25 protein-coding genes are annotated in these 25224 nt (G+C 64.3%); 12 read left to right on the plus strand and 13 right to left on the minus strand.

Annotation, left to right across the window (positions count from 1 at the left end; translation table 11 throughout):
- The coding region (locus QZX62_RS10440) for an NAD-dependent epimerase/dehydratase family protein (protein ID WP_294174263.1) at positions 1–427 on the minus strand (427 nt) is incomplete at its 3' end.
- 460 nt (positions 428–887) lie between these two features.
- On the opposite strand from QZX62_RS10440, the gene QZX62_RS10445 reads away from it, so the two are divergent.
- Entirely contained in the window at positions 888–2276 is a 1389-nt protein-coding gene (locus QZX62_RS10445; protein ID WP_294174264.1) for an exopolysaccharide biosynthesis polyprenyl glycosylphosphotransferase, read from the plus strand.
- Between the two features lie 297 nt (positions 2277–2573).
- Positions 2574–3464 (plus strand): glycoside hydrolase family 5 protein, encoded by an 891-nt coding sequence (locus QZX62_RS10450; RefSeq protein WP_294174266.1) that lies wholly within the window; start codon positions 2574–2576, stop codon positions 3462–3464.
- A gap of 5 nt (positions 3465–3469) precedes the next feature.
- Here the strand turns inward: QZX62_RS10450 and QZX62_RS10455 are convergent, their stop codons facing one another.
- From QZX62_RS10455 to QZX62_RS10475, 5 genes are all read right to left on the minus strand, one after another.
- Positions 3470–4765 (minus strand): hypothetical protein, encoded by a 1296-nt coding sequence (locus tag QZX62_RS10455; RefSeq protein ID WP_294174267.1) that lies wholly within the window; start codon positions 4763–4765, stop codon positions 3470–3472.
- A 71-nt stretch (positions 4766–4836) separates the two neighbouring features.
- Positions 4837–5721: a CpsD/CapB family tyrosine-protein kinase gene (locus QZX62_RS10460; protein ID WP_294174268.1), complete on the minus strand. Its 885-nt coding sequence runs from the start codon at positions 5719–5721 to the stop codon at positions 4837–4839.
- On the minus strand, positions 5721–7148 hold the full coding sequence (locus tag QZX62_RS10465; protein ID WP_294174269.1) for a Wzz/FepE/Etk N-terminal domain-containing protein: 1428 nt from the start codon (positions 7146–7148) through the stop codon (positions 5721–5723). Before QZX62_RS10465 ends, QZX62_RS10460 begins: the two co-directional genes overlap by 1 nt.
- Positions 7141–8364, minus strand: coding sequence for an ATP-binding protein (locus QZX62_RS10470; RefSeq protein ID WP_294174271.1), 1224 nt, complete (start codon positions 8362–8364; stop codon positions 7141–7143). Before QZX62_RS10470 ends, QZX62_RS10465 begins: the two co-directional genes overlap by 8 nt.
- A 360-nt stretch (positions 8365–8724) precedes the next feature.
- Positions 8725–10590 (minus strand): WecB/TagA/CpsF family glycosyltransferase, encoded by a 1866-nt coding sequence (locus QZX62_RS10475; RefSeq protein WP_294174275.1) that lies wholly within the window; start codon positions 10588–10590, stop codon positions 8725–8727.
- 284 nt (positions 10591–10874) lie between these two features.
- Between QZX62_RS10475 and QZX62_RS10480 the strand changes: the two genes are divergently transcribed.
- From QZX62_RS10480 to QZX62_RS10505, 6 genes are all read left to right on the plus strand, one after another.
- On the plus strand, positions 10875–11588 hold the full coding sequence (locus QZX62_RS10480; RefSeq protein ID WP_294174277.1) for a polysaccharide biosynthesis/export family protein: 714 nt from the start codon (positions 10875–10877) through the stop codon (positions 11586–11588).
- A 130-nt stretch (positions 11589–11718) separates the two neighbouring features.
- Positions 11719–13116, plus strand: a complete 1398-nt coding sequence (locus tag QZX62_RS10485; RefSeq protein ID WP_294174279.1) for a mannose-1-phosphate guanylyltransferase/mannose-6-phosphate isomerase — start codon at positions 11719–11721, stop codon at positions 13114–13116.
- A gap of 178 nt (positions 13117–13294) precedes the next feature.
- Positions 13295–13927, plus strand: a complete 633-nt coding sequence (locus QZX62_RS10490) for a PEPxxWA-CTERM sorting domain-containing protein (protein ID WP_294174281.1) — start codon at positions 13295–13297, stop codon at positions 13925–13927.
- 48 nt (positions 13928–13975) lie between these two features.
- Complete coding sequence (locus QZX62_RS10495; protein WP_294174283.1) at positions 13976–14695, plus strand: L,D-transpeptidase family protein; 720 nt, start codon at positions 13976–13978, stop codon at positions 14693–14695.
- The gene (gene xrt, locus QZX62_RS10500) at positions 14682–15581 is read left to right on the plus strand and encodes an exosortase (RefSeq protein ID WP_294174285.1); all 900 of its coding nucleotides are present in this window, start codon (positions 14682–14684) and stop codon (positions 15579–15581) included. The genes QZX62_RS10495 and xrt overlap by 14 nt, the downstream gene beginning before the upstream one ends.
- Positions 15578–16285 (plus strand): exosortase C-terminal domain/associated protein EpsI, encoded by a 708-nt coding sequence (locus QZX62_RS10505; RefSeq protein ID WP_294174287.1) that lies wholly within the window; start codon positions 15578–15580, stop codon positions 16283–16285. The genes xrt and QZX62_RS10505 overlap by 4 nt, the downstream gene beginning before the upstream one ends.
- Here the strand turns inward: QZX62_RS10505 and QZX62_RS10510 are convergent.
- Entirely contained in the window at positions 16282–16536 is a 255-nt protein-coding gene (locus QZX62_RS10510) for an XrtV sorting system accessory protein (protein WP_294174288.1), read from the minus strand. The two genes, QZX62_RS10505 and QZX62_RS10510, sit on opposite strands and share 4 nt — an antisense overlap.
- Between QZX62_RS10510 and QZX62_RS10515 the strand changes: the two genes are divergently transcribed.
- Both QZX62_RS10515 and QZX62_RS10520 read left to right on the plus strand, forming a co-directional pair.
- Positions 16535–17428: a peptidyl-prolyl cis-trans isomerase gene (locus tag QZX62_RS10515; RefSeq protein WP_294174289.1), complete on the plus strand. Its 894-nt coding sequence runs from the start codon at positions 16535–16537 to the stop codon at positions 17426–17428. The genes QZX62_RS10510 and QZX62_RS10515 overlap by 2 nt on opposite strands.
- 2 nt (positions 17429–17430) lie before the next feature.
- On the plus strand, positions 17431–18321 hold the full coding sequence (locus QZX62_RS10520) for a glycosyltransferase family A protein (RefSeq protein WP_294174291.1): 891 nt from the start codon (positions 17431–17433) through the stop codon (positions 18319–18321).
- Here the strand turns inward: QZX62_RS10520 and QZX62_RS10525 are convergent.
- From QZX62_RS10525 to QZX62_RS10550, 6 genes are all read right to left on the minus strand, one after another.
- Positions 18293–19228: a glycosyltransferase family 2 protein gene (locus QZX62_RS10525; protein ID WP_294174292.1), complete on the minus strand. Its 936-nt coding sequence runs from the start codon at positions 19226–19228 to the stop codon at positions 18293–18295. The genes QZX62_RS10520 and QZX62_RS10525 overlap by 29 nt on opposite strands.
- A 2-nt stretch (positions 19229–19230) precedes the next feature.
- The gene (locus QZX62_RS10530) at positions 19231–20193 is read right to left on the minus strand and encodes a polysaccharide deacetylase family protein (RefSeq protein WP_294174293.1); all 963 of its coding nucleotides are present in this window, start codon (positions 20191–20193) and stop codon (positions 19231–19233) included.
- Positions 20190–21800 (minus strand): glycosyltransferase, encoded by a 1611-nt coding sequence (locus tag QZX62_RS10535; protein WP_294174295.1) that lies wholly within the window; start codon positions 21798–21800, stop codon positions 20190–20192. Before QZX62_RS10535 ends, QZX62_RS10530 begins: the two co-directional genes overlap by 4 nt.
- A complete protein-coding gene (locus tag QZX62_RS10540) occupies positions 21793–21924 on the minus strand; it encodes a hypothetical protein (RefSeq protein ID WP_294174296.1) in 132 nt (43 codons plus the stop codon). Before QZX62_RS10540 ends, QZX62_RS10535 begins: the two co-directional genes overlap by 8 nt.
- Positions 21921–22895 carry a glycosyltransferase gene (locus QZX62_RS10545; protein WP_294174297.1) on the minus strand — a complete coding sequence of 325 codons (975 nt, stop codon included), beginning with the start codon at positions 22893–22895 and terminating at the stop codon, positions 21921–21923. The genes QZX62_RS10540 and QZX62_RS10545 overlap by 4 nt, the downstream gene beginning before the upstream one ends.
- A gap of 264 nt (positions 22896–23159) precedes the next feature.
- Positions 23160–24176, minus strand: coding sequence for a phosphotransferase (locus tag QZX62_RS10550; protein WP_294174298.1), 1017 nt, complete (start codon positions 24174–24176; stop codon positions 23160–23162).
- A 486-nt stretch (positions 24177–24662) separates the two neighbouring features.
- On the opposite strand from QZX62_RS10550, the gene QZX62_RS10555 reads away from it, so the two are divergent.
- The gene (locus QZX62_RS10555; protein ID WP_294174300.1) at positions 24663–24938 is read left to right on the plus strand and encodes a DUF5681 domain-containing protein; all 276 of its coding nucleotides are present in this window, start codon (positions 24663–24665) and stop codon (positions 24936–24938) included.
- 55 nt (positions 24939–24993) lie between these two features.
- A partial coding sequence (locus QZX62_RS10560; protein ID WP_294174301.1) for a hypothetical protein occupies positions 24994–25224 on the plus strand: 231 nt, incomplete at its 3' end.

Below are 25224 nucleotides of genomic sequence, written 5' to 3' on the forward strand. Positions count from 1 at the left end.
TCCCGTAAACGCTGCAGCTGGAAGCGAACACAAAGGCACGGACACCCGCCCGGGCCGCGGCCTCAGCTACGCTGACGGCCGCGTCGCGGTTGATGGACATGGTGGCGTCCTCGAACTGCTTGCCCATCGGATCGTTCGACACCGCGGCAAGCTGCACCACCGCATCGAATCCTGCGAGGAGAGCAGGCTCTGCCCGCCGAACGTCACCGAAGTGCTGAACGTCGACCACCCGCTCCGGCAGTACCGACCCGTCCGACAGGCAATGGGCAAAGAAGCCGCTGTCCAGCCCATGGATTTCCGAATTCGGAAAAACCCGTCGCAGATGGCCGACCAGAACCGACCCGACGTATCCCATATTCCCGGCGACCAGGATTCGCATATCTGTTGATCTACCCTGTTGTACCCCCGGCTCCGCGGCGGCAGCCACATGTTACTCGCGCGCCGGTTAACGTTGCGTCAACAACTTGATTTCTCCGACTCCGCCAAGCCATTGTAAGTTCGATCTTCTTGCCGTGGAAATTACGTCAAAAGGCGCTTGCGGCATCAGATGTGACTGGCTAGTCAACGTTGCTGTGAGATAAACGTCGGCGGACGTCGGTTTCGCCGATGGGACTCTCCGGGGGAGGGAAACATGAAGCACGACAGGATCGTGATGGCGCCGGATATGGTCCCGGCCAGCTTTGCTCGATGCTTAAGCACCTGCCTGATGGTCGGCGCGAGTATCTGGAGCGGGGTGCTCTACTTGGCGGTTTGAAGGGGCAAGGACGACGCGGGTCGACAAGGCGGAAGTCAGCTTCTGCTAACGGGCTTGCTCGTCATGAAACCTTAACGTAACTTTGTGCATTGTAGGCCAGCGAATTCGCAAGGCTGGTTGCGTTAGGACGCCCGTGAATCTCAGTGATAATCCGTGGCAGGCTGTCGAGGCCATCGAAGTCCCGCGTGCGCGCGCGACTCGGCCGCTGCGCGTCAAGCTCTACGCGCTGCTGCTATCCTTGGATCTCCTGTGCATCGTTGGGGCGTTCGTTGGCGGCGCGCTTCTTAGGTTCGGGACTGTCCCGGGTGACGGGTGGGCGGGGGTCACTGCGTCGGTCGCGGCCTTGTTCGTCTTGGCCGCACTATCCACGGGCGCCTACTCGCTGGAGGTGCTGCGGCGCCCCAGCAGGGGAACGGCCCGGGCCGTCGGTTCCGTGTTGCTCGCCTTCGCGCTACTGTTCCTGCTCTTCTACTTCCTGAAAGTGGATCAGCGCCTGTCTCGCATCATGACGGGCGCGTCATTCCTGTTTGCCTTGACTGGCCTCGCAGTCGTGCGGCAACTGGCCGGCGATACGATCCAGCGGATCCACCGAGGCCGCTACACCACCGAACTGCTGCTGAGCGACGGAGTGCGGATCGAGGCTCAGGACGGCATGACTCAACTCGACGCCGCGGAGCTCGGGATCCGGCCGGACGCTCGAGACGCCTCCATGCTCCTCAAGGTCGCCGAGCTGTTCCAAGGCGTCGACCGGGTAGTCATTTCCTGCCCGCGCAACGCCGCCAGCCGGTGGGCGCAGATGCTCAAGGGCGCCAGCGTGCAAGGCGAGATCCTGACCAAGGACTATGATCATCTTGGTCCCATCGGCATCGCGCAGGTGGGGGATCATACCACCCTGGTCGTTTCGGCCGGACCTCTGAACGTCCGCCAGCGTGCGGCCAAGCGCGCTTTCGACCTGGCGCTGACCGTGCCTGTGCTGGTGCTGCTGGCGCCCGTGCTGGCGCTGGTCGCCGCCGCGATCAAGCTCGACAGCCGCGGGCCGATCTTGTTCAAGCAACGGCGGGTAGGGTATGGCAATGCCCTGTTCGAAATCCACAAGTTCCGCACGATGGCGGCCGCGCAGGCCGACACTTATGGCAATGTGTCGACTCGTCGCAACGACCCACGGGTGACCCGTGTCGGCGGCTTCCTGCGCCGGACCAGCATTGACGAGCTTCCGCAGTTGTTCAACGTCCTGTTGGGCTCGATGAGTATTGTCGGGCCTCGGCCGCACGCACTAGGCTCGCTCGCGGGCGAGCAATTGTTCTGGCACATCGACGAGCGCTACTGGCACCGCCATGTGCTGAAGCCCGGCATTACTGGCTTGGCGCAAGTCAAAGGACTGCGTGGCGCCACCCACACCCGTGAGGACCTTACCTCCAGGCTGCAGGCCGACCTTCAGTACATCGCGGGTTGGTCGCTCTGGCGTGACATCTCGATCGTTGCGCGTACGGTCCGCGTGTTGGTACATCCGCAAGCCTATTGACGCGCGTGGGCGGACCGGTCCGTTCATCTTGGGGACCAGCGCTGCTGGGTAAGAAGCGAGTCACTCGCATGGAGAGGCCGCGTTGAGATGACTGCATCTTCCTCACCGCCGAAAAAGGCAAGGCGTCCTCGCTTGCGTTCAACAGCCTACCTTGGCTTGGGAGCATTTGCGTGCGCCGTAAGTTTGGGCGCCTCCCTGAAACCGCTGGCGTCTGCTCAAGTCGCGCAAGCTCGTGCGCCAACCTATTATGGCGTAAATCTCGCGTCGGGCGAGTTTGGGCCTAAGAAGCTCCCTGGCGTGCACGGTCGGGATTACGTCTATCCGACCAGGGCAGTCGCTGAGCCGTTCAAGGCCATGGGCATGAACACTGTTCGCGTACCGGTGTTATGGGAACGGCTTCAGCGCCAACCGATGGGATCGCTCGAACCGGACGAGATGGAGCGGCTGGACAAGGCCATCGCTGATCTCGGTGACTTCAAGTCGGTGATCATCGATGTCCATAACTATGGGCGCTACCAGGGAGTAGCACTCGACCAGGAAGGCCGGTCGGGAGCCATGCTCGCCGACCTGTGGACGCGGCTCGCGGAACGTTACAAGGGTAACCGGCGGGTCGCCTTCGGTCTAATGAACGAGCCGCACGGCATGGACTCGACCGAATGGCGCAGGATCGTCGATCAATCGGTCGACGCCATCCGCCGGACGGGTGCGCGCAATCTTGTGTTGGTCCCCGGCACGCGTTGGACCGGCGGGCACAGCTGGAACAGTGGTGGGCCGAAGTCGAACGCTGCCACCCTCAGCGGCTTCGTCGACCCAGGCCGCAATTTCGTGTTCGAGATCCACCAGTATCTGGACCAAGACTCGTCCGGCACGAAGAAGGAGTGCGTCGGCGGGGCTGCCGGGCGTAAGCGCCTGGCCGGTGTCACCCGCTGGCTCCGCGAGGAAAAGGCGCAGGCAATCCTTGCAGAGTTCGGCGTGCCGCCCACCGCCAAATGCCTGGCGGAGCTCGACGACATGCTGGCCTACCTGCGCGAGAACGGCGATGTCTGGGTCGGATGGACTTACTGGGCCGGCGGCGCGTGGTGGGGCAATTACCCCTTCAGCATCCAACCGCGGGACGGGAGCGCCAAACTGCAGAGCGAGGTGCTGAAGCGGCATATCGCCGGCTACCGCAACTCAGCCTCCCGCTAGCCAGCTCAGTTCGAGGCCAGCCTTCGCCGCTGGGCGACCCCCGGCCGCGCACGCGGCAGCGTATCGCTTGGGGCCCGATCGGTATCGAATTTCACTGCATCGTCGCGCCACATGTGTCCGACCAGCAGCCATAGCAACGCCGCGGTCTTGATCGAGAAGACCGAGGTCCCGCTGACGCTAAGGTTGCCGAAAACATAAAGGCTCGTCAGCAGGCTGCAGCGGAGCCGCTCCTTGTTCGGCGCTGCAATCGCCGTACAGATGAACAGCCACAGGCCGAGCAAGCCGAGGATGGAGCTGGCGTAGATCACGTAGGTGTAGCCGCTGTCCGCGAACTCGTCCGCGCTCAGCGCTTTCAGGCCCGCCAGCGACTGAAGGTCGAGCGTGCTGAGGTTCCTGATCGTGACGGCCATGCGTCCTGGCAGGTCATCGCCCGTGCTCGGGATGGCGTTGGCGATCACCCAGGCGATTAGCAGGACGACGGGCATGACCAGCAAGGCCGTGTAGCGGTGCAGCTTGGGGGCGACGTGGTAGACTACCGGCGCGGCAAGCGTGATGGCCAGGCCCGCACGCGAGTTGGTCGTCAGCAGAATGATCGTGATCAGCGCGATCGAAAAGATGCGCTGCCAGCGCGCAAGATCCTGCCACTTGGAAACCAGGAAGATCGAGGTGACCGCCGCGAAGTTGCCGAGCGAAACCTGTTCAAGGAACAAGGATGCGGTGCGGTGTCCGGTGATGGTGAAGATGGAAAAGCGGCCTTCAAACCCCAGGGCGGGCGCAAACAGGCCGGACTCGTCATACTCGGCCGTGCCAATGCCGCGGGTTTGCTCGAAGTATGGCCCCGGCTGGAACACCGATGCATATTGGTCGACGGAGATGATCTCCAGCAGCAGCACGGCCCCGACGATCAAGCCCGCGAGGAAGAAGCAGCGTTTGAGGCCAGCCGAGCCGAGCCGGGCACCCAGCATGGCGAACAGGGCGATGATCGCCACGTTCCGGGCCATGCCGATGAACCAGGTGTCACCAAAGACGGAGATCAGCAGCGCAATCACCAGGAAACAGGTGAACAGCAGGGCGGGCGGCCCGTCCCTGGGCTGCATTCCTGCGGCCAGTACGATCAGCGCCGCCGCCACGAGGATGAGCACTTCGGTGGTAATTACCAGCGACAAGCTGACTGACGAGCCGTGAGCGTTGAGGAACGCCAATGCTGCATTGTAGCCCACACCTGCCAAAGTAATCAGGATGATCGGCCAATTGAACTGACTGCCGTTCAGCACATCGGCCGCGCGCTTGTGGAAGCGCAACTGATCGCGGCTTAGCTGGGGAGCTGGGGGGCGAGCGGCCGACGGCGGCCGTCCGAGCCGGGCGTGCCGGTTCATCCGATCATCAGCACCGATGGGCTCGCAATCGACTCCGCCTGAAGAGTGTGAATCATGGAGGACAGCTCGCGCATGGACGAGACATGCTCCTTGACTGCGACGATGACGTTGTCGGCTCCAGCACTCAACCGCCCAACCAGAGAAGGCGAAAGCGCACCGCAGTCCGCGATGATGTACTCGAAGCTGTTGGCGACCGGTTGAAGACGGTGGAACACGCGCTCACGCGACAGCAGGCTGGAGTAGTTCGGCAGCATGGGTCCTGCCGTGATCACCGCTAGGTTCGAGAAGGCCGTGCTCTGCACGAAGCGATGGGGAGGCTCCGCGCTGCTGAGCAGGTTGACGAGCCCAACCTCGTTGGATGCGCCAAAGTAGCGGTGGACGCTCGGCTGCTCCAGATTTGCATCGACCAGGAGGGTTCGGAAGCCGCTGCCGGCGCAAGTCGTGGCGAGGCTGGCGGCAACGGTGGATGCCTCAATGGAGGTGTTGACCCCCGCCACCACCAGCCGCTGCGGCGTGCGCTGCACGGCCTGTCCCTTGGCCAGGCTGGATAACAGCTGCCGCAACTCGCGCGCGTAAGGACTGGCCGGCTCGGCAGCATCGGACAATGGCGCCAGCTGACCATCCCGGCGCCAGTCCGCGGGAGCGAGCTGCTGCCGCTGCCCGAGAGCCCGATCGATCATCTCCTGATCGAGTAGGCCGAGTTCCTTACCCGCTTCGGTGAACGGAGCCTGGGTTTCCTGCTGCCGCTCGCGGATGCGCTCCACCTCCTCCGGCTCAAGCATGCCGAGTTCTTCGAACACGCGCCCAACCGGACGATCAGCCGCACTGTCCCCATTTCCGACGCCTACGGCCGCAGCCGCCGACAGGTCCCGCAGCCGCATCAGCCAGCCCTCGCTTCGAGCAATGGCGGGTGACCGCCTCCGGAGAGAGCCGCCGGCCCCGGCTTCGGCAGGGAAAGCCGGCCGACAACCGGAACGCCCAGCAACCGCTCCACACCGCCCCAGCTGCGAACCCGCGGGTTCAGATACTCGAGGATGATTGCCGCCAACGCGCCCATGATGGCGCCCAGCAGCAGCGCCAATGCAAGTGTAGTCCGCGGATTTGGGGAACTGGAAGCGAGATAGCGCGAGGCCGAGTCCAAAACCTGAACCTCCGTCAATGGCACGGCACTCTGCAGGCGCATGCGCGACAGCCGCTCATTGAGAGTGTTGTAGTTGCGCTGCGCTGCGTCAAACTCGTTCTTGAGGGTGGTATATTGCGCGACGTTCACGCCCTTGGATTCGAGGCGAGCACGCTGCTGAGCCGTCAAGGCACGCAGCCGCGCTTCGCTGGCACCTGCTGCCTGGCGCTCTGCCGCCGCTTCCGCCTCTCGGGCCGCGGAGAAAGCACTGCTGGCGTTGGACAGCTCTTTGTTGAGCTGAGACTGCAGGGTCGTAACTTCCGCCCTGGTGCGCTGCACGTCGGGGTAGTCCGGCCCGAACACCGCCTGAAGCTCCGCCAGCCGGCCGTTCTTCTCGGCGACCTGTTGGCGGATGTTCTGGATGGTGGAGCTGCGCTCGACGTCCCCCCGGCTCTGCGCGCCCGAGAAGGTGGACTGCCGAGCGCCCGCGGCGCGGGCTTCGGCACTGGCGAGCTGCGCAGCCATGTCCGCCATCTGTGAGCCTTCCGACCCCAAATCTTCACCGGTCGAGAGCCCGGTGCGACGCACGAAATCACTCAGGGTCCGCTGCCGTTCCGCAACCTGGCCCCGTGCCTCCACCATGCGCTTCTCAAGCCATGATGCGTAGGCTTTGGCCGGCTCCGTCCGAAGCTTGTACTGCGACGCAACCGACGCCTTGGCGAAGCCGTTGGCCAGACGCGCAGCTTCCGTGGGGTCGCCCGCCTTGGCGGAGATTACCAGGATGTTGGTGTCCTTACCGGGAGCAACAGCAAGCGATGCCAGCAGTCGGGCAGTGAGCCAGTCCCCATAGGGGGTGCGGCCGCCGGTCTCCTCCTTCCACTGCGCGAGGTAGCGCGGATCCTTGTCGAGCCCGGCCAGCACTGCGGCCTGGCCAGCTACGGTGGGCGAGCGGATCAGGTCCGCCTGCGTGGCCATGATCTGACGGGTCGCGTTGCTGTCAGGGCGTCCCTCACCTTCCGATATCGGATTGGCCTGCTGGGTATCAACCAGCAGACTGGACTGAGCGGTGTAGGTCCGCGGCGATAAGGCCAGGTAGAGCAGCGCGAGCAGGGCCAAGACGCCCGTCGACAGCGCCACCAGCTTCCAGCGGAAGCGAACGGCTTCGAACCAATCAAGGTAACTATGCACGAACGGTGCCTTTCTGCTCGCGCGAGGAAAGCCGCGAAAGGTGATGGAGAGCAATCAGGTATTGCGGCGCGGTTGCGTCACGAAACGCAATGGGTTCCGCCGAGCGGTCGATCGCCGACCCGAAGGCCGCCTCAACCGCTTGGGGATCGGGCGCCGGCCGATCGACGAGCTGCTCATCGTCAGTGGCGGTAGCGATGCGCCCGGCGAGTTCCACGAACGGCGCCGGATCGCCCCGCGCGCCGCTGCAGATGGCGTGAAAGGTCGCTGAGTCCTCGCCGTTGAGCGACGACCATTCCTCGAAGCTTTCATACAAGCCTTCGGCCACAGCCTGCTGCGAGATCTCGATATCGCCGCCCCGCAGCGCGGCCAAGGCAGCGTGCATGCCGAACAAGCGAGCATGATAGGGCGACCCGCACGCGACCTCGTCGAGCAGCTCCCTGCCAGCGGCCGAAAATTGCATGCCGCACCGATCGGCACAGCTGTCGAGGAGCTCGAATACCGCTTCACGAGCCAGCGGAGCCGTGGAGACGCGCGTCACATGGCGCATCAGGGACGGGTGCTCCCTAACCACGTCGAGAAAGGCGTTGTTACCGCCAACCAGCACGAACCGCACCGGCAGGCGAGCGTCCGAAATCAGTTTAAGCAGGGAAGCGACCTTGGCCTGCAGCACCGGATCGAACACCCGGTCGAACTCATCCAGGACGATCACGACCTGCGAATATTTGATCTGTGCAAAGATGCTGGTCGCTTGATGCGGACTGCTTTCCAGGCCGAAGCTAAGCACCCGCTGATCGAACAGCTCGACCTCGTCGGGATCGACCGAGGACGGCGGGATCTGCTCCAGATAACCGCGGAGCAACTCGCCGAAGGTAGTTCCGCCATCGCATGCCGCGTAGAGCACGACGATGCCCTCGCGATCGGCGTACTGGCCGAACACCCGCACAAGCGAGGTCTTGCCCGAACCCCGCGGACCGGACACGATACCGTGATTGCGCCGGTGAATAACGCCGCTGAGCAGCCGCGCGACCTGCTTGGCACGTCCACGCAAGTCCTGCGGCTGATCCACTGGCTGGGAAACGTCAAAAGCCTGATAGATGCGGTCAGCCGCCGACGGCGCCCATGCCGGAGCGCTCAGGTGGGAATCCTGGCGCGCGAAGGACGGCAGCCCAAGCTGGCTGGACGCGCCATCGAGCGGGTATGCACTATGGCCATTCATCGGCTCGCCATCGTAAGACACCGCACCGTTTTCTCCCTCCTGATCACGAGGGCGTTTCGCTCCGAACGGATCGGTCGCGAACTGCGCAACATTCATATACCACGTCATCGCACTTATTGCCCCCTAGGCAATCGGCAGGCCTCGGCCCGACCGTCGATCAACCAGCCGCCCTTCGCCATGGAGACTTGGCAAGCCAAGCCAGTCCATCGCATCGCATCGCGCGAATTCAAGCATAGCAGGACAGTTGTGACCATAGAGTTGCTCGCAAGAAAGTAGCAGGGGCGTAACGATGTCCCCATTATTGCGTTCCCGCAAACACAAGGTTACCAGCGTCCCAAATTGGGCAAGATCAACAGCCGGTCAGAGGCGGTGACCCGCCAACCGCTGCTTTAGAATGCGACCGATGAACGCGAGGTTACCTATGAGGTAGCGCCTGCCCAGCCGGCGAGGCTCTTGCGCCAGCCGGAAGGCCCATTCGAGGCGCAGCTTGCGAATGGTCTTCGGTGCCCGTGGAACCCGCCGGGCGAGGAAGTCGAACAGGGCGCCTACGCACAACACGGGCCCGGCGATCTGCTGGTAGTGGCGAGCGGCCCAGAGTTCCTGCCGGGGCTGTCCCATAGCGACCAGTACCATGTTGGCGCCTGACCGGCGGATTATGTCCAGAATTTCCCCGTCCTGGTTCTCTCCGAAGAAGCCGTGCCGGGTCCCGACCACCTGCACATGGGGGTAACGGTCGCGAATGGCGGCGGCGGCGGCGTCCGCCACTCCCTCTGCCGCTCCTAGAAGAAACAGGCGCACTGACCCTCTCGCCACACCAAGCAGGTGCGGGACGAAGTCGGTTCCGTTGAGGTTCGCGGGGAAGCGGTCGCCGAACAATGCCCGGCTCGCGATGTCCACGCCAATCCCGTCGTTAAGCACCATCGCCTGGCCCAGCGCGTCCCGCAGGCCCTTGTCGCGTGCTGCAAGATTGGCGGAGTGCGCGTTGCAGAACGCCACCATCAACGGGCGACCGGCATGTGCCGCTCCGAGTACCTGAGATGCCGCCTCCGCCTTCTCGAGCACGTCAACCCGAACGTGGCCGATCCGTCGCCGGCTGCGGCCAAGCACCCGGTCGTAGACATCATTAAAGGCGTCGATCGCGGCCGACCAGGCGAATGGCTCAACGGCATCGCGGACCCGGCCAAGGTCAAAGGAAGCGCGGAATGCTTCAAACGTCTCTTCAAATTGGCGGTAGCTGCCATTCCAACTTGCGGGGTCGGCGAAGTCGATCGACACTCCATAGCCGATCCGGTCGAGCGTATTGCGAAACGGGGGGATGTCGCTCAACACGGGGAACAAGCCCGCGCTGGCGCCTTCAACGGCGGCCAGCCCGAAACCCTCGTAAGCCGACGCACAGGCATACACCGAGCTACGGCCGATGAGTTGCCGCAGCTGCGAATCGCTCGGCGTGTCGTGCACCTCGACACGCTCGGACAGGCCAAGGGCTTCCACCTGCTCGACCAGCTCTGCGACATGGACGCCCATGGGCTTGCCAGCGACGATCAGCCGCCAGCGCGCGCGCCTCTCGGCCAGGCCTGCGAACCAGGCGATGAGGCGACCCACCTCCTTGTTGGGGGCGAGCCGCCCGAAGTAGATCAACGTGGAGCTTTGGGGGTCGGCCAGCGCCGCGAACTTGTCCACGTCAACGGGATTGGGGATCAGCGACAGGCGGTCGCCGGCAATCGGCCGAAAGGTGCGGGCATCTTCCTCGCTGCATGCAATCACCGCGCGGTAGCGGCTGAGCGACAAGCGGGTGACGGTCTTGAAGTAAGCGGTCTTCAAGCCGCGAGCGAAACTGGTGTGGAAGAACCCGCCGTGGGTCGTCAGCACCATGGGCTTGCGGTGCAATGGAGCGGTGGCCGCCAGATAGTCGCAGAAGAAATCAACGCCGTGAACATGCACCAGGTCCGCATCCCGCAGCCTGTTCAGCACGGCTGGAGCAAGGGGGTAGCGACGCGACCCGCGCCATCGCACACGCCTGATCTCAATCCCGCGGTGAGTGTCGAAGGCCGGCAGCTCCCGGCCGCTCCGATCATCGAAGATGCGGTCAAGCGTCACAACGGTCACGCGGCAACCGGCGTTCAGCTGATGGGTGGCGAGCTGTTCGACGAAATTCTCTAGCCCGCCGATCCCCGGATGGAACTGACGAACGACGTGGACGATGTTGAGAGCGCCTTGTTTTGTCATGAGTCCTCGGATTGCCGCTCGCCTAACGCACGCACCACTGCAATTCTCCGCTACAGGAACGGCTAGGTGCGCGCAGCCTGTTTGGCGCTTAACCTACAACGTTGCGAGCCTGTCTCGCTTTGGCACGCCCAGGGGCCAGGCCATTAGCCAAGCTGTTCACTGCCGTTAAAGGCTGCTCCGCTACAATCATCATTAAGGTTTGCGGCATTTCGTTACGGAGGCATCTCTTTACGCCCCGGGACGTTGTAGCCGAAGCCAGAACTCAACCGGCGAGTATCAAGATTATGACTCAACTTGGAATGCGCGCGCTGATCGTCGGAGTACTGGCTGCAGGCGCTTCCGCTTGCAGCAGCGCCCCTGGCCTTGATGCTTCGAGTTCTGCAGTAGCCGTCAGCAGAAGCCTGCCCGCACCCGATTCCACCACGAGTGCCGCGGATTTCGCTAATTATCGGATTGGTCCGCGGGACGAGCTGATCGTGGAGGTCTTCGGCGCTCCCGAGCTGAAGCGGGAAAGTGAAGTCGACGCGTCCGGCAACCTGTCCCTGCCGCTGGTCGGAACCATCGTGGCCGGCGGCCGCACGCCCCGCGAAGTGGGCGATGCGATCGCCGCGCAGCTGCGCGGCCGGTACATCCGCGACCCTCAAGTGACTGTGAACATCAAGAAGGCCAACCCGCAGACATTCAGCGTCGACGGGGCGGTTCGTGAGCCGGGCGTGTACCCGGTGATCGGCCGGATGACGCTGCAGCAGGCGATCGCTTCGGCCAAGGGTGCCGACAGCGAGCTCGCGAACCTCAACAATGTGGTCGTATTCCGCACCGTCAACAATCAGCGAATGGCGGCGTTGTTCAGCCTGAAGGAAATCCGTGCTGGCCGGCTCAACGATCCGCAGATCTACGGCAATGACGTGATCGTGGTTGGCGAAAACGCGACCAGGCGTTTCTTCAGGGACCTGAGCCGTTTTCCAGCCTTGGGCTCGTTCGTCCCGTTCATATTATGATTTGAGAAGCGGCGGCGGCTGATGCGCCGCCGCTTCCGATCGCAGGGCTGACGCGTTGCACTTCATCGGCGATAATCGCTGAACTGGTATAAAAGGGGGCTGTAGATTGGTCGTTGTTCGTCCCGTGATCATGTCCGGAGGTTCGGGCACGCGGCTTTGGCCCTTGTCCCGGCAGAGTTTCCCCAAGCAGCTGCTGCCGATCGTCGGCGACCGATCCATGCTCCAAGAAACTGCGGCACGCGTATCCGGAACCGAGTTCGCGCCGCCGCTGATCGTTGCGGGCGAAGACCATCGGTTCTTCATCAAGCGGCAGCTCGAGGATGCGGGCTTTGCGCCCGCAGCGATCTTGCTTGAACCGGCCCAGCGCAACACGGCCGCGGCCGCCGCGCTTGCCGCCGAATGGAGCCTTGCGCACGGCCTCGAGGGCGAGGTCCTGCTGCTGATGCCGTCGGATCACATGATTCGCGACGCAGACGCGTTCCTTGAGGCCGTCAGCCGCGCGGCGCCGCACGCCGGGCACGCGATCATCACTTTTGGGGCCCAGCCGGACGAACCCAGCATCCAATACGGCTATGTGCAGGTCGGTGAGCCGGTGAACGGTGAGGAGCGGGTGCGGCGCATCATCCGCTTCGTGGAGAAACCCGATCAGCATGCCGCCGAGTCCTACGTGGCGAGCGGCGAGTATCTTTGGAACGCCGGCATCTTCCTGTTCGGTGCTCAAACTTATCTTCGCGAGCTCGAGCGCCACCTGCCCACGACCCGGGCGGCGATCGCGGACGCCATGCAGTCGAGCAGCTCGGACGGCGCGTTTGTCCGGCCGGAGCCGAAAGCTTTTCTCCAGGCAGAGAACATCTCCATCGACCATGGGGTGATGGAGCACACGGATCTTGGTCTGGTGGTGCCGGTCGAGATGGACTGGTCGGACCTAGGATCCTGGTCTGCGGTATGGAAGGCATTACCCAAGGACGCAGCCAACAATGCGATCCAGGGGGACGTCCTCACCTTGGATACCCGCAATTCGCTGGTCCGCAGCGACGGCCGGGCGACCGTGACCACCATCGGGCTGGAGAATACCGCGGTGGTCGCAATGCGCGATGCCATTCTGGTTGCGCCGCTCTCACGGGCCGATGAGGTCAAGCAGATCGTGCAGCAGATGGAAAAGGACGGCCGCGACCAGGCAACCACTCCGGCCAAGGTCGCTCGGCCGTGGGGCTCTTACGAGAGCCTTGACCAGGGCGACCGCTTCCAGATCAAGCACATCGTGGTGCGCCCAGGCGAACAGCTGTCGTTGCAGATGCACTATCACCGGTCCGAGCACTGGATCGTCGTAAAGGGCACGGCAGAGGTGACGATCGGCGATAAGGTGTCGCTGTTGCAGGAGAACCAGTCGACCTACATTCCGGCGGGAACCACCCACCGGCTGGCCAACCCCGGCAAGGTCCCCTTGGAACTGGTCGAAGTGCAGTGCGGGCCGTACCTCGGAGAGGATGACATCGTCCGCTTCAATGATGAATATGGTCGAGCTTAGATGCTTTCACCGGGCGATAAGACCCGCTGGCTGGTGGCGGATTGTCCCGAAGTAGGACGGAAAAGCCACATACGACGGGGATCGGACCGATTGTGCAACAAATTCGGGAAAAAGTCGTTTACAATGCGTAAACTTTCCCGAGTCGTATGACTCAGTATGTCAAGGTAGTGAGGGAAACATGAGGCTGAACAGGGGCGTGACCTTCCTGGTCGTAGCGGCGGTCGGAGCCGGAGTTGTGGCTGGCGCGTCGGCGATTTCGCCGGATGTCCGGGCTACCATCGCGGGCGCAAGTCCGGATCTGCTGACAGTGATGCGGGCCCGGTCGCCCGGTGAGCGGGCAGCGGGGGCGGAGACTACAAAACAGGAGGCGCAAGTTGCACCTGTTGCCGCTGTTCTGCCCGCTGCGGCGCCGGTGGCTGCGGCTGCTCCGGTTGCGCCAGTTGCTGCTGCTCCCGCAATTGTTCCGGCAGTGGTGGCGCCTGCTGCAGCTGCGCCGGTGGCCGTTATCCCGCCGGCTGCGGCCGCCGCGGTTCCGGTCGCAGCGCTCGCGGCGCCCGCAGTGCTGGGCGCGGCTGGTCCCGGCCTCGGCGCTGCAGGAGCTCTGCTTCCCCTTGCAGGACTTGCCGCGATTGGCGGCGGCGACGGCTCGGGAGTGAGCATTGCTCCGGCTCCTGCGCCTGCCGTTCCGGAGCCCGCGACCTGGCTGATGATGATTACGGGCATCGGTTTTCTCGGCGCAACCCTGCGCCGTCGCCGCGCGCGGCGAGGCAGCGGGGTTGTTCAGACTCAGGCCCTTGCCAACGCGGGCTGAGTCCGGGCCGCGGCTTGGTTGAACGGCTGAGCTGGCGGTGACCGCTTTGTGCTGAAACCTTCTCTCCAAGGCACCCGCAGTTCGGTAGGTTGGCTGGCTTTGCTGGTCGGCCTTGGGCTGTTGGTCGGCGCCTGCCGCGACCACACCGACATGTCGCTTGCCGAGGAGGTCTTCGGCGCGGACGAGGTCGTCCAGGCCGGAGGGCTGCACGAGCAGGCGATCGCCACCAACGATGTCCGCATCCGCTTTCAACGTCGCCAATTGCCCGTGATCAACGTTGGCGCCGGGCAGGAGCGCCAGATCGGCAGCGTGCTCAACGTGCCGCACGCAATGCGATACGGTGAGTATGTCTGGGACGACAAGGGTGTTCCCGCTGGCAAACCCTGGATCTTGGTCGACCTCAAGGCGCAGACCCTGTCGGTCTTCCGCGGACCGGACGAGATCGGGACGGCCGTGACCCTCTACGGGGTTGATGAGAAACCGACGCCGGTGGGGCGCTTCACGGTGCTTGCGAAGTTGAAGGACCATTGGTCCAGCCTGTACGATGCGCCGATGCCCTACACGCTGCGGCTGACCGGCGACGGCATCGCTATCCACGGCAGCGATGTCCGCGACGGTGCCGGGACCCATGGTTGCCTGGGCATCCCGCTGGAGTTTGCAAGTCTGCTCTTCCGGCAGGTCCCGGTCGGCAGCGAGGTCGTGATCCTCCAAGATGCATCGGCGAGCATGAAGTCCCGCGTCCAGGCGACGCCTGGTGCCCTTAGCTGATCTTGCGGGCGGCCCGCCCGCGGCCGCGAGCCTCCGCAAGGCCGATCTGCTGCGCTTTGCCGACTGGAAAGCGGCAGTGCTGCTCTTGGGCATTGCTTCTCTGCTCATCCCAACCTCGTTGTCGCTCGCGGCCCGGCACTGGAGCATCAGCAGCGGCGCGCACGGACCGCTGATCCTGATCTCGGGCACGTGGCTTATCTGGCGGGAGCGGCAGTGGCTGCGCTTCCAGCCTGGCGGCATTGCGCAAGCGTGGCTGCTGATGCTCGTGCCCCTGCTTCTCCTGTACGCTTTCAGTCGAAGCTTTGAGCTGCTGGGAACTGAAAGCGCGGCGCTATATGCCATGTTGGTGATGCTCGGCTTCTACTATTGGGGACCGGCGGCCATGCGGCGGTTGTGGTTTGCGGTGCTCTACCTCGCCTTCCTCATTAAGCCGCCCTACGGCGTGGTCGCCGAGCTGACCCAACCGCTCAAGATCGCCCTGTCCGAGCTCTCGGTCGACCTGCTGCATGCGCTTGGCTACCCTATCGGGCAATCGGGGGTGCTGATCCAGATCGCGCAGTATGAGCTCATGGTGGAGCAGGCGTGCGCCGGCTTGTCCTCGCTGGTGACCCTGTTCGCGCTTGGATTGCTCTACATTCACCTCACCAGGCCGCCCGGGCGGATGCATGCCATCCTGCTGCTGGCCGCGATCGTCCCCATCGCCATGATCGCCAACCTGCTGCGGGTGATCATCCTGGTGCTGTTGACCTACCATGCCGGCGACGCCGTCGCGCAAAGCGTCGCGCACGATGCGGCCGGAGTCGTGACCTTCAGCCTGTCCATGCTTGGCATGTTCTTGTTCGACCGCCTGCTTGAGCGCTTCACCGGTAGGACGACGGCGGAATGACCGACAGCTACAGCATCGGGCCGCCCACTCCGGAAGCGCCGCAGCTTGCCACCCGCCGGGAAGTCCTGGTCGGCGGTGGGCTGCTGGCAACGGCGCTTGGCTCCGGGTTGCTGGCGCGGAACGCCGCTCTCGCCGACGATACTTCCGCCCGCGAGGTGCTGATCCCGGACCGGGTCGGACGCTGGTCCCGGTCGAGCGACGAGGGCATCCTCATCCCGCGCGGCGAAGAAGACGAGCAGCTCTACGACCAGGTCGTCACCGGCTATTACACCAGCGACTCCGCCCCCAGCGTCCTGCTCCTGGTCGCTTATGGCAGCGCGCAGACGGGGACCACTCAGCTGCACCGCCCCGAAGTCTGCTACCCGGCAGCGGGCTTCCAGATACGCGAGCTGCCCGACGTTTCGCTGCAACTACCCAGCCGTTCGATTCGTGCGCGGACCATGACCGCCGTTGCAACCCGGCGAATCGAGCAGATCCTGTACTGGAGCAGGGTCGGCCGCGATTTCCCGACCAGCACCAATGACCAGCGCTGGTCGGTCCTCCGCCAGACCTTTCAGGGAGTGGTCCCTGACGGCGCCCTGGTCCGCATGTCGATCATCGACCCCGACAGGCTGGCCGCAATGACCTTCCTGCAGGGCTTCGCGGCTGCACTGGTGGCGGCGAGCTCGCCCGACATGCGGCGCCTGCTCACCGGATCGGCCTAGTGCTTCGGCGGCGAACGGCGGAACGGCCCAAAGACATACAAGGCGTAGCCAAGCGTCAATGCGATCACAAAAATAGCGGCGAGATCCCAACCATCGTTGCCCAGCCAATTAGCCAAGCCGCAGCCGATGGCGGGCGGCAGATACTGCCAGATGCTGTCGTCGCTGCCTTCGGGTTTAACGGACTCGGAAAGAAACTTCGTTACCAGCCCGGCGAAGATGAAAACGGTAATCCAGTCGTACGCTGTCTCCATGGCTCCTGAGGGTACTCCGTTTGGTGGCAGCGGACGAACCGTATGGCACGCGATCCGCAAGTGGACGGCCGCGCGCCTCGTCTGGTTGTGCACGCTGGCCGCTCTTGGCGCGGCTTGCAACCGGAATGAGCCGCCGCAGGGGCAGGTGATCGCGCTGGTCAACGGCACGGAGATCACGGCTGCGGAATTCAACGAGGAGGCGCGGGCACGGGGCATCCCGATTGGCCGCGATCCGGCGCTCAAGGCTGCGCTGATCGCGGAATTGGTGGATCGCAAGCTGCTGGTGCAGCGGGCGCAGGAGCAAGGTCTCGACCGGGAGCCCAACTATCTTCTCGCCAAGCGCCGATCGGACGAAATCCTGCTTGCCCAGCAGATGCTCGCTGCCGCCACCGATGGCGGCAGGGTGGCGGACGAGGAACTCAAGCGGTACATCGCCGCCAACCCGGCGGCATTTGACCGGCGGGCGCTGGTTTCGGTGGACCAGGTCGCGATCACCGGGCGGGTGCCGGCGGAATTGCAGCGCGCGCTCGGCGAAGCGGCTACGATCGAGCGGATGCAACAGCTGGTTGCTGCCGCCGCTCTGAGCGCATCGCGCGCCAGCGAAACGGTGGACAGCGGCAACCCGCTGGATCTGCGCGGCCCGCTACTGGTGGGCCTCAGCGCAGGACAAAACTTCGTTCTGCCGCGGCCGGGAGGGCTGATCGTGGGCAAGGTCGTCACGGTGGTCCCGCAGCCCGTCCCGGCGGACCAGCAGCTGCAGGTGGCGCGCGAGCGGCTCAAAGGGCAGCGGACCCAGGCGGCATTGGAACGGCTGCTGCAGCAACTGCGGCCAGGAGCGCGGGTGCAATACCAACCGGGCTTCGCTCCAGGCGCGACCAACGGCGGGAGCTGACATTGGCCCAGGTCTCGGTTGTTCTCATCTTTCTCGATGCGGAGCGCTTCATCGGCGAAGCGATCGACAGCGCTCGCGGCCAGTCGCTGAGCGACTGGGAGCTGATCCTGGTTGACGATGGCTCAAGCGACGAAAGCACCGCCATCGCCAAGCGCGCGGCCGAGGCCGACCCGCGAATTCGCTACGTTGAACATCCCAGCCATGCCAATCGCGGGATGAGCGCTTCGCGCAACCTTGGCGCGGCGCAGGGCACAGCGCCATACCTCGCGTTCCTCGACGCGGATGACCGGTGGGAGCCGAACAAGCTGGCCGAGCAGGTCGCGCTGCTGGAGGGCGACGGCGAGCTGGCACTAACTCTAGGGGCGTTGCTGTATTGGTATAGCTGGGATCCGGCGGCGGTCGAGCCGGACAGGCTGGTGCTGACCGGCGGAATCGCCGACCGCCGCCTGGAACCACCTGAAGCGGCGCTCCAGCTCTACCCGCTCGGCACAGGGGCCGGCGCCGGCCTCGACGTGCTGGTGCGGAGGTCGGCATTCGAAGCGGTCGACGGTTTCGAGGAACGCTTTCGCGGGCTCTACGAGGATCAGGCCTTTCTGCTGAAGATCTTTCTCCGCTACCCCGTTTTTATCTCGTCGCGGCCGTGGCTCCGCTACCGCCAGCACGACGCGTCCTGCTGCGCGACCACAACCCGCAGCCCGGCGGACTACCGCCGCCTGCGCATGGACTTCCTCCGCTGGCTTGCGACTTACCTCGATCGTCAGTCAACGCTGCAACCCAAGGTTCGTCGAGCGCTTTGGCGCGCACAGCGGCGGCTTCGGCTGGAAGCAGCACGAGATCTGGTGAAGAAGACCCTGCGCCGGCTCGCTAGCGGGGGCGCCTCAACCAGGGCTTGAACCTCATCCACAGGCCGCGCAGGCGTGGGTAACGGAAACGCAGCAGCGCTCGGCTGAGCTGTAGCCGTGCTACCTGGTCGCCGGGACGATGCTGCCGCACATACTCGTGCAGCCACAGGAGATAGTCGAAGCGCTTCCGCTCACGCGCCCCTGTCGCATCGCCTGTAGCCACGGAGGATTCGGCATGCTGGCGATAACGGTCGTAGGTCTTGCTCGACACGAAGACGGGCGCGTTCAGGTAGACTTTGATCTTGAACGCCTGATCTTCGTACAGCCCGGTGAACCGATCAACGAACCCGCCGATCTGGTCCATCAAAGCGCGCGTCACCATCAATCCCGAGCTGGACGGCGAGGCGCCACGCCCCAACGGGTACAAGGTGCGGAACAGCCGCGGCGGGTGGATCAGCGCGTCCTGCGGCACTGCGTTGCCCCCGCCGGGAAGTGCTCCGACCGGTACCAGTTCATCCGGACGACCGCCCCCGACCACCGAACTATGCCAGTAGAGCGTCGCCCCGCAGACCATGCCTGCTTGCGGGTACCGCTCGAACAGGCTGAGCTGGTGGGCAAGCTTGTCGGCCAGCCAGATGTCGTCGCCATCCAGGAAGGCGACATACTCACCTCGCGCGTGGCGCAGGCCCAGGTTGCGCGATGCGCTCATGCCCCGGTTTTTTCGACCCGGATGCGTGACGTAGCGCACCCGCTGCGCATGGGCTGCGACATAGCTGCGCGCGACTTCCTCGCTCCGGTCGGTCGAGCCATCGTCAACCAGGATGAGCTCCCAGTCGGACACCGTTTGCGCGAGAACGCTGTCGATCGCCTGCCCTAGGAAGCGTTCTTCATCGAGGAAGATGATGATGCAGCTGACCCGGGGAGAGGCGGGCAACACTTCGGAAGCGGGTTCAGCCATCCTCAGCTCAAAACATGATCGAGGAGGAAGCGCTCGAACTGCTCGGGGGTACCGTCCCGCACTTCCATTCGGGGGAGGTCGAACAGGTCTTCGCCATTCCGCACCAGCCCCGGGCGGGACCCGCAGGCGTAAGCGTAGCCGGCGGCCCGGACGATCGCCGCTGTGTTTGGCCCGCGGCTGCCGTGCGGGTAGGACAAGCCGGCGACCGGCCGCCCCAGTATCTCTTCCAACCGGTTGCGGCTGCGCTCCGCCTCGTGGCGCTGCTCGCTTGCGGGAAGCTCGCTGAGCGGGCGATGCGACCACCCGTGCGACGCGACCTCGATCAGGCCGCCATCGGTCAGTTGCTGCAGTTCGCCTTCGTTCATGATCCTCGCACCGACAGGGTTGCGCTTCAACCCGAGCTGCCGAGCGATGGATTCAAGCCGCTCGTCACGGACCTGCTGATCGTGGCCCACAAGCGACTTCCACAATAGATGCGCCGCCTCGCGCCGGTCCGTCGCCACGCCCCACAAGTCGATCTCGGAACCGTCGACGATCACGCGCTCGGGGAGGCGCTCCGCCTGATCGACCATGACCCCCAGCCGGTCCCACCAGAACCCTTTCGGCTGGCCGACCTCGCTTGCGCAGACGAACACGGTCGCACGCATGCCGTAGCGCTCGAGCAGCGGCCGCGCGCAGACCAGATTGTCGAGGTAGCCGTCGTCGAAGGTGATCGCCACGCTTCGCTTGGGCAGCCGCTTGTTCGCCAGCGCCGCAGCCATCTCGGCAGCGGTCAGCAGCCGTACCCGGTGATGGGCAATCAATTGGAGTTGCTGCTCGAAGGCCTCCGGGCTGACGGTGATGTCCCACGGATCGGCGGCGACTTTCGCTACGCGATGGTACATCAGCATCACCCCGGTCGGGACCACCCGGCGCTTGAGCCGCCCGGCTCCGGCACGAAGCCGGCGGAAGAAGGGCGCCGTCACGGGAGCAGCGGCTTCACCGCACGAACGGTGACGATCACCTGATAATCGAGATCGCGGACCTTTAGCTCGCGTTCTGTGAGTTCCTCGGTAGCAATCCCCTGGAGCTGGGAAGTCGCCGCCAGCACGTTGCCATGCGCCTCGACCCGGACGTCGGCGCCCGGCATCACCTCGGCCATCAGGCGCTCGATCGAGCTGCGGGTGAACGCCCAATACCAGGTATGGCCAAGGTCGCGGTGCGCGATCTGCGTGATGCCCGGTACGGTCAGCAGCAGCGTTCCGCCGGGCTTCAGCGCGTCGACCAGGCTCCGAAGCGCAGTGCGATAATCGTAGATCAATTGCAGCGTCTGAGTCAGCAGAACACAGTCGAAGTTCTGGCTTGGTACGCTTGCGGGCGTATTCAGATCTGCGACGATCGTTGCGTTGGCATTGCCGGCATCGATGTCGAGGACCTCGCTTCGGGCTACCCGCTCTCCGCCGAACCGCCGGGTATAGGTGGGATCCTTGATCTCCAGCACGACGCCGCGGATGTCGGTGGAATGCCGGCCGAGGAAATCCTCGATGTAGAAGCGGTCGATGGGCGTGCCGCGATCGTAACCGAAGTCACGGCTGAGCGGCTCGGTCCGGCGCAGGCTGCCCCAGCGCAGCTTGGTCGGGAGCCGTTTTCTTGCTAAGTCCAATGCGACCGCTCCGGACTCCCGTACGAAATGGTGCGGCGCCTGCCCGAACAGCTTAAGGAGTTGGCCAACGGCCTCACTTCGCTCCGGCGCTCGGCGAAGGGCGCGCTGCAGCTCGCGCAATTGCGAGCGGATCCAGTAGCGCTGGATACCGGCATGTCCCCGCCGGAACGCGCGCTTAAGGGCGCCGTCCGCATGCACTGCGTCCTGTTGCCTGCGCACGGCGTCCCGGCCCGACGAAAGCATCAGCGGAGCATTCCGCGACATGTTGGCATCATGGTACCGGTACTCGGCCACGACCCGGTCGCTCGATGCAGCGGGAAAGCGCCTGAGCATGCGCAGGTAAAGGTCGTAGTCCTCGTTCGCCGGGACTTGCTCGTCGAACCCGCCCACCGACCGCAGCCGTTCGGTGCGGTACATTACCGCTGCGGGCACGCCGATGAGGTTGCCCCGCTCAAGCAAGGTCGCGAAGCCATCGTCGCCGAGGCTGACCGGCTTCGGTTGCCAGATCGCTCGCCAGTCTGCGTCAACCGAACGGTAGGATCCGTGAACGAGCCCGCAATCCGGCTTGCGCCTGAACTCGGCGAGCAAGGTCTCCACCGCGCCTTCGACCAGCCGGTCGTCCGCATCGACAAAGGTGATGTAATCGCCGGTAGCTTCCCGGAGCCCAGCATTACGCGCCGCCGCGAGGCCGCGGTTCTCCTGATGGATGAGCTTCACGCCAGGATAGCGCTGAACGACGCTGGCCGGATCGTCGGTCGACCCATCGTCGACCACGATGACCTCGATCCTGGCACCCTTCTGGAGCATAATGCTGTCCAGCGCCTCGGGCAGGAACCGGGCATAGTTGAAAGTTGGGATGACCACGCTGACTAAAGGCTCAGCTTGGCGCGGCGCTTCCGCCAGCTGGTCGGACGCTGGGGTATCATGCATCAGGCGCGCCTCGGTTTGGCGAAAGACAAGCACCGGAAATCAGCGCCTGCAAGTAAAGCGAACTCAGCGAATTGATGGCGCTGACGAATCCCAGCAGGGTGTTGCGGACCAGGGCCCGGCTCATCGCGGCTCCACGAACTCCGACGAACTCCTGGACTCGCCAAGCGCCCCGGTCGGCTGGTCGGCCGGCGACGGAGCGGCACCGACAGGCTCAACCGGAGGACGGAAGAACAGGCCTTCGGTGAAGCCGCGTCCAACCAGTAGGGCGCGACGCAGGCGCCCGCGCCCAAGCAGGCGAAGGAAGTCCCACATGATCTCCAGCAGCAGCGCCAGATAGCGTCTGCGCGGAAAGTAGTGGCGATACAGGTACATGCGGTTGCGGTAGTGATGGCGGTAGAAGGGCAGCCGGCCCGGAGCCTCCTCCGTGTGCACGCACAACTCCCCGGCGAGCAGCCGCTTGTGAAGAACATGGCTGCTGCCCACGAACACGCCGGGAGCCTGGGTCGATAGCCGGCGCGTATATTCGGTATCGTCTCCCCAGATGAACATCTGGCGAAAGGGAAGCCCGGCGCGGCGGACATGGTTTGCGGACAAGGCCACGGAAACAAAGGTGCACTCGTCGACCAGCAGGTAGCCGCGGTCCGCCAGGTCGGCCCACCGCGGCCAGCCGGACTGGTTCTTGGTACCGGAGGGCACCGGGTGATTGCAGGCGACGCCTGCCAGGTCGACTACCCGGCTGCAGAGGAACGAATAATCGAAGCTGGCCGCGTCCAGTTCGCCGGCTGCGTCCACCAGTTCGGCGAGCGCGTCGGCATTGGGGATGCAATCGTCGTCCATGATCCAGATCAGATCGACCGGGAATTGCGCGGCCAGGCGGATGCCATGCGCAAAGCCGCCTGCACCGCCCGTGTTCTCGTTCAAGCGGACGATCTGGTAAACGGGGTCGCGGAGCGTTCGGAGATAATTGGCAGTGTCGTCGGTACTGTCATTGTCGATCACGATGATGCGCTCAAGCGCCTGGGTCTGGCCCGCAACCGCTTCGAGGCATTCCTCCAGCAGGACGCGCCTGTTCCTGGTCACCACGACCGCGGCCACTCGCAAAGTTTTCTCCTCGGCCCTCGAAGCCGCTACCGTGCCCACCATCATGCGCGGCTCGACGCGTTTGCGCCGCACCGCGCGGGGGTAGGACAGCCTTTTCCCATGGAGCGCTTCGACGACGGCATGCGTACTCCACCCGTTCATAACAGCCGGTTACCGCATAGCCGCTTACCGCCAGTATAATCCAGTGGTTAGTAACGCGTTAACTCGGCACGCCGACATCGGCGGTGTGCAGCATAGCGCAGAGCGGCGCAGGCGTCATCAGTCGGGCAAAGCCAGCCGATCGGCCAAACTCTCCTCAGCAATCACCCAGCCCAGAAGATCCAGGAACCGCCCGGCAAGCTGCGCGCGGTGCGGAGGCATTTGGCGTTCACCAAGCAGCCGTTCCACCATCACCAGCAGCCGATCTATGATGAGCTGAGGCACCAGCCGGTACTCGGCGTCAGTCAGCGGCACGACCGATTGAAAGCCATCGCGCAGCGCCCGAACGTGGTCCGCCTGCCGGTGGGCAGGCTCCGTCAGCAGGTAAAGCAGGGCGCTGGCAAGATCGACCGCTCGCGGTCCATGAGCGAGGCTGTCGAAGTCGATCAGTCCGATGAGCTTGCCTGCGTGGCAGAGCATGTTGTTGTCATGGAAGTCATCGTACACGGTCTGGCTCGGCAGCTCGGCGACGCGGCGGAGGTTGTCCTCCCGCCGGGCAGCATGCCAGGCAAGCGCGGCCGGCAGCCCCGCCCGGCACCGCGTCCGCAGCGGCCCGCCACTTGCCGCGGCTCGGGCTGGCAGGCCGCGCGTTTCGAACAATTTCAGCCTGAAGTCGCCTTCATGGGCCGGCAGATCCAGGTCCACCAGCAGCGCGTTGACGGTCGCCGCCAGACGGCCGATCTCACCGACAAGCTCGAGCGACTTGCGGGTCGGCGGCGGTTCCCCGGTGACCAGCGGGTAAAGGGTCCATTGACGTTCGGACGGCGACAGGACGTGAGTGGCACCCGCCATAGTCGGGATGAGCTGCGGGAAACGGTACGGCACCGGCTGAGCGGCAAGGTGCTGCAGCGCCAGGATCTCGTACATGCCGCCGGCAGCGCGCAGGACGAAGCGCTCACCATCGTTGTCGACCAGCCAGGTCGATCGCGCCTGACCGCCGAGGCTTCGTGTGATCCGGTATCCGCGACCGCAGTGGCGGAGCAGCGGGTCAAGCTCCCGCTGAGCTTGCCTCGCCCGCCACTTCTCCGCCACCGCTCGAAGGGCCGGACGCACGCCGTTGTTCAAGCGTCGCATCATCCGGCTGTTCCTAGCCCTGCGGCGAGCAGAAAGCACGGAAGACCGGAGGGATGGTGCGGGACGCAGTCGCGAGCGAACCGGTCTCAGCAGAAATCCCGCTAGCTGCATGATTTACGGGATCTCACGCGCGTTTCGATCAAGAGCCTATCGCTTGGTGGCTGCTTCAACGCTTTGAAACTGCCATTTCGCTCTGCCGAACCGCTTGGCGCGAACAGGGAGATTGCTCGCGACACTTCCGGATCGCGGTTCCAACCTTGCGCGAAACGGCAGCCGGTCACTCGACTCCCAAACCGCCGAAAATATTTCTCGTGTCGGCCGGCGCTTTTCCATGACCGTCCCCATGAAAGTCATGCCCGTCCCACGAAATCAGCGGGCGCTGGTCTGCCAGCGAGCGCGCAGGGTGAATGGGAAGCTGACGCTGCGGGGAAAGCAGGACTCGCCCAGGACGAGCGCACGTTCACTCAGATCGAGAAGGAGGGCCGTTAAGTGGAGAAGGGGACAGGTGCCCGGCGAGCACCTCCCAAGCCGCACAACGCGAAGACCGCTTCATACGCTACATTCAATGAATTGCTCGGCATGATCGCTGACCAGCCTCGCAAAGCAACGATCGCCGGGCAGGAAGTGACAATGACGCGCACTGAGGTGCTCCTAAGAGTGCTGGTTGATCGAGCAACTCAAGGGAAGGTGCGCGAGATCAAACAGCTGCTGCAAATGATGGCCAAAGACCCGTGCCTCGCCCCCAATTCCCGAACCCACGTCTAGATCTTCCTGAACGGCGCTCTCGCACACGTTTAATCAATTAAGGAGGAGAACCAAGATGAGTGACGATGACGCTCCAGAGCCTAAGCGCATCGATGTTGGGTACAAGCGGCCTCTGGCCGAGTACCAATTCAGACCCGGGCAGAAACCAGCACCTCGCAAGAAGCGCACGGCTTCGCCTCCGAGCAGGACAGAATTGCTCGCCAAGATACTGCAAGAGGAACAAAGGATGGAGGTGGGCGGCAAAGCGCGCTGGTGCACCAAGGCTGAGCTTGTGCTCGTCGTCGCA

Source organism: uncultured Sphingomonas sp., from assembly GCF_902806265.1.
GTDB lineage: Bacteria > Pseudomonadota > Alphaproteobacteria > Sphingomonadales > Sphingomonadaceae > Sphingomicrobium.

Coding starts and splice junctions, on each gene's coding strand:
- QZX62_RS10460 (WP_294174268.1), bottom strand. CDS start 5,721: ATGCGGCTGCGGGACCTGTCGGCGGCTGCGGCCGTAGGCGTCGGAAAT.
- QZX62_RS10470 (WP_294174271.1), bottom strand. CDS start 8,364: ATGAATGGCCATAGTGCATACCCGCTCGATGGCGCGTCCAGCCAGCTT.
- QZX62_RS10475 (WP_294174275.1), bottom strand. CDS start 10,590: ATGACAAAACAAGGCGCTCTCAACATCGTCCACGTCGTTCGTCAGTTC.
- QZX62_RS10480 (WP_294174277.1), top strand. CDS start 10,875: ATGACTCAACTTGGAATGCGCGCGCTGATCGTCGGAGTACTGGCTGCA.
- QZX62_RS10485 (WP_294174279.1), top strand. CDS start 11,719: ATGTCCGGAGGTTCGGGCACGCGGCTTTGGCCCTTGTCCCGGCAGAGT.
- QZX62_RS10490 (WP_294174281.1), top strand. CDS start 13,295: ATGAGGCTGAACAGGGGCGTGACCTTCCTGGTCGTAGCGGCGGTCGGA.
- QZX62_RS10505 (WP_294174287.1), top strand. CDS start 15,578: ATGACCGACAGCTACAGCATCGGGCCGCCCACTCCGGAAGCGCCGCAG.
- QZX62_RS10515 (WP_294174289.1), top strand. CDS start 16,535: ATGGCTCCTGAGGGTACTCCGTTTGGTGGCAGCGGACGAACCGTATGG.
- QZX62_RS10510 (WP_294174288.1), bottom strand. CDS start 16,536: ATGGAGACAGCGTACGACTGGATTACCGTTTTCATCTTCGCCGGGCTG.
- QZX62_RS10525 (WP_294174292.1), bottom strand. CDS start 19,228: ATGGCTGAACCCGCTTCCGAAGTGTTGCCCGCCTCTCCCCGGGTCAGC.
- QZX62_RS10535 (WP_294174295.1), bottom strand. CDS start 21,800: ATGCATGATACCCCAGCGTCCGACCAGCTGGCGGAAGCGCCGCGCCAA.
- QZX62_RS10540 (WP_294174296.1), bottom strand. CDS start 21,924: ATGAGCCGGGCCCTGGTCCGCAACACCCTGCTGGGATTCGTCAGCGCC.
- QZX62_RS10550 (WP_294174298.1), bottom strand. CDS start 24,176: ATGATGCGACGCTTGAACAACGGCGTGCGTCCGGCCCTTCGAGCGGTG.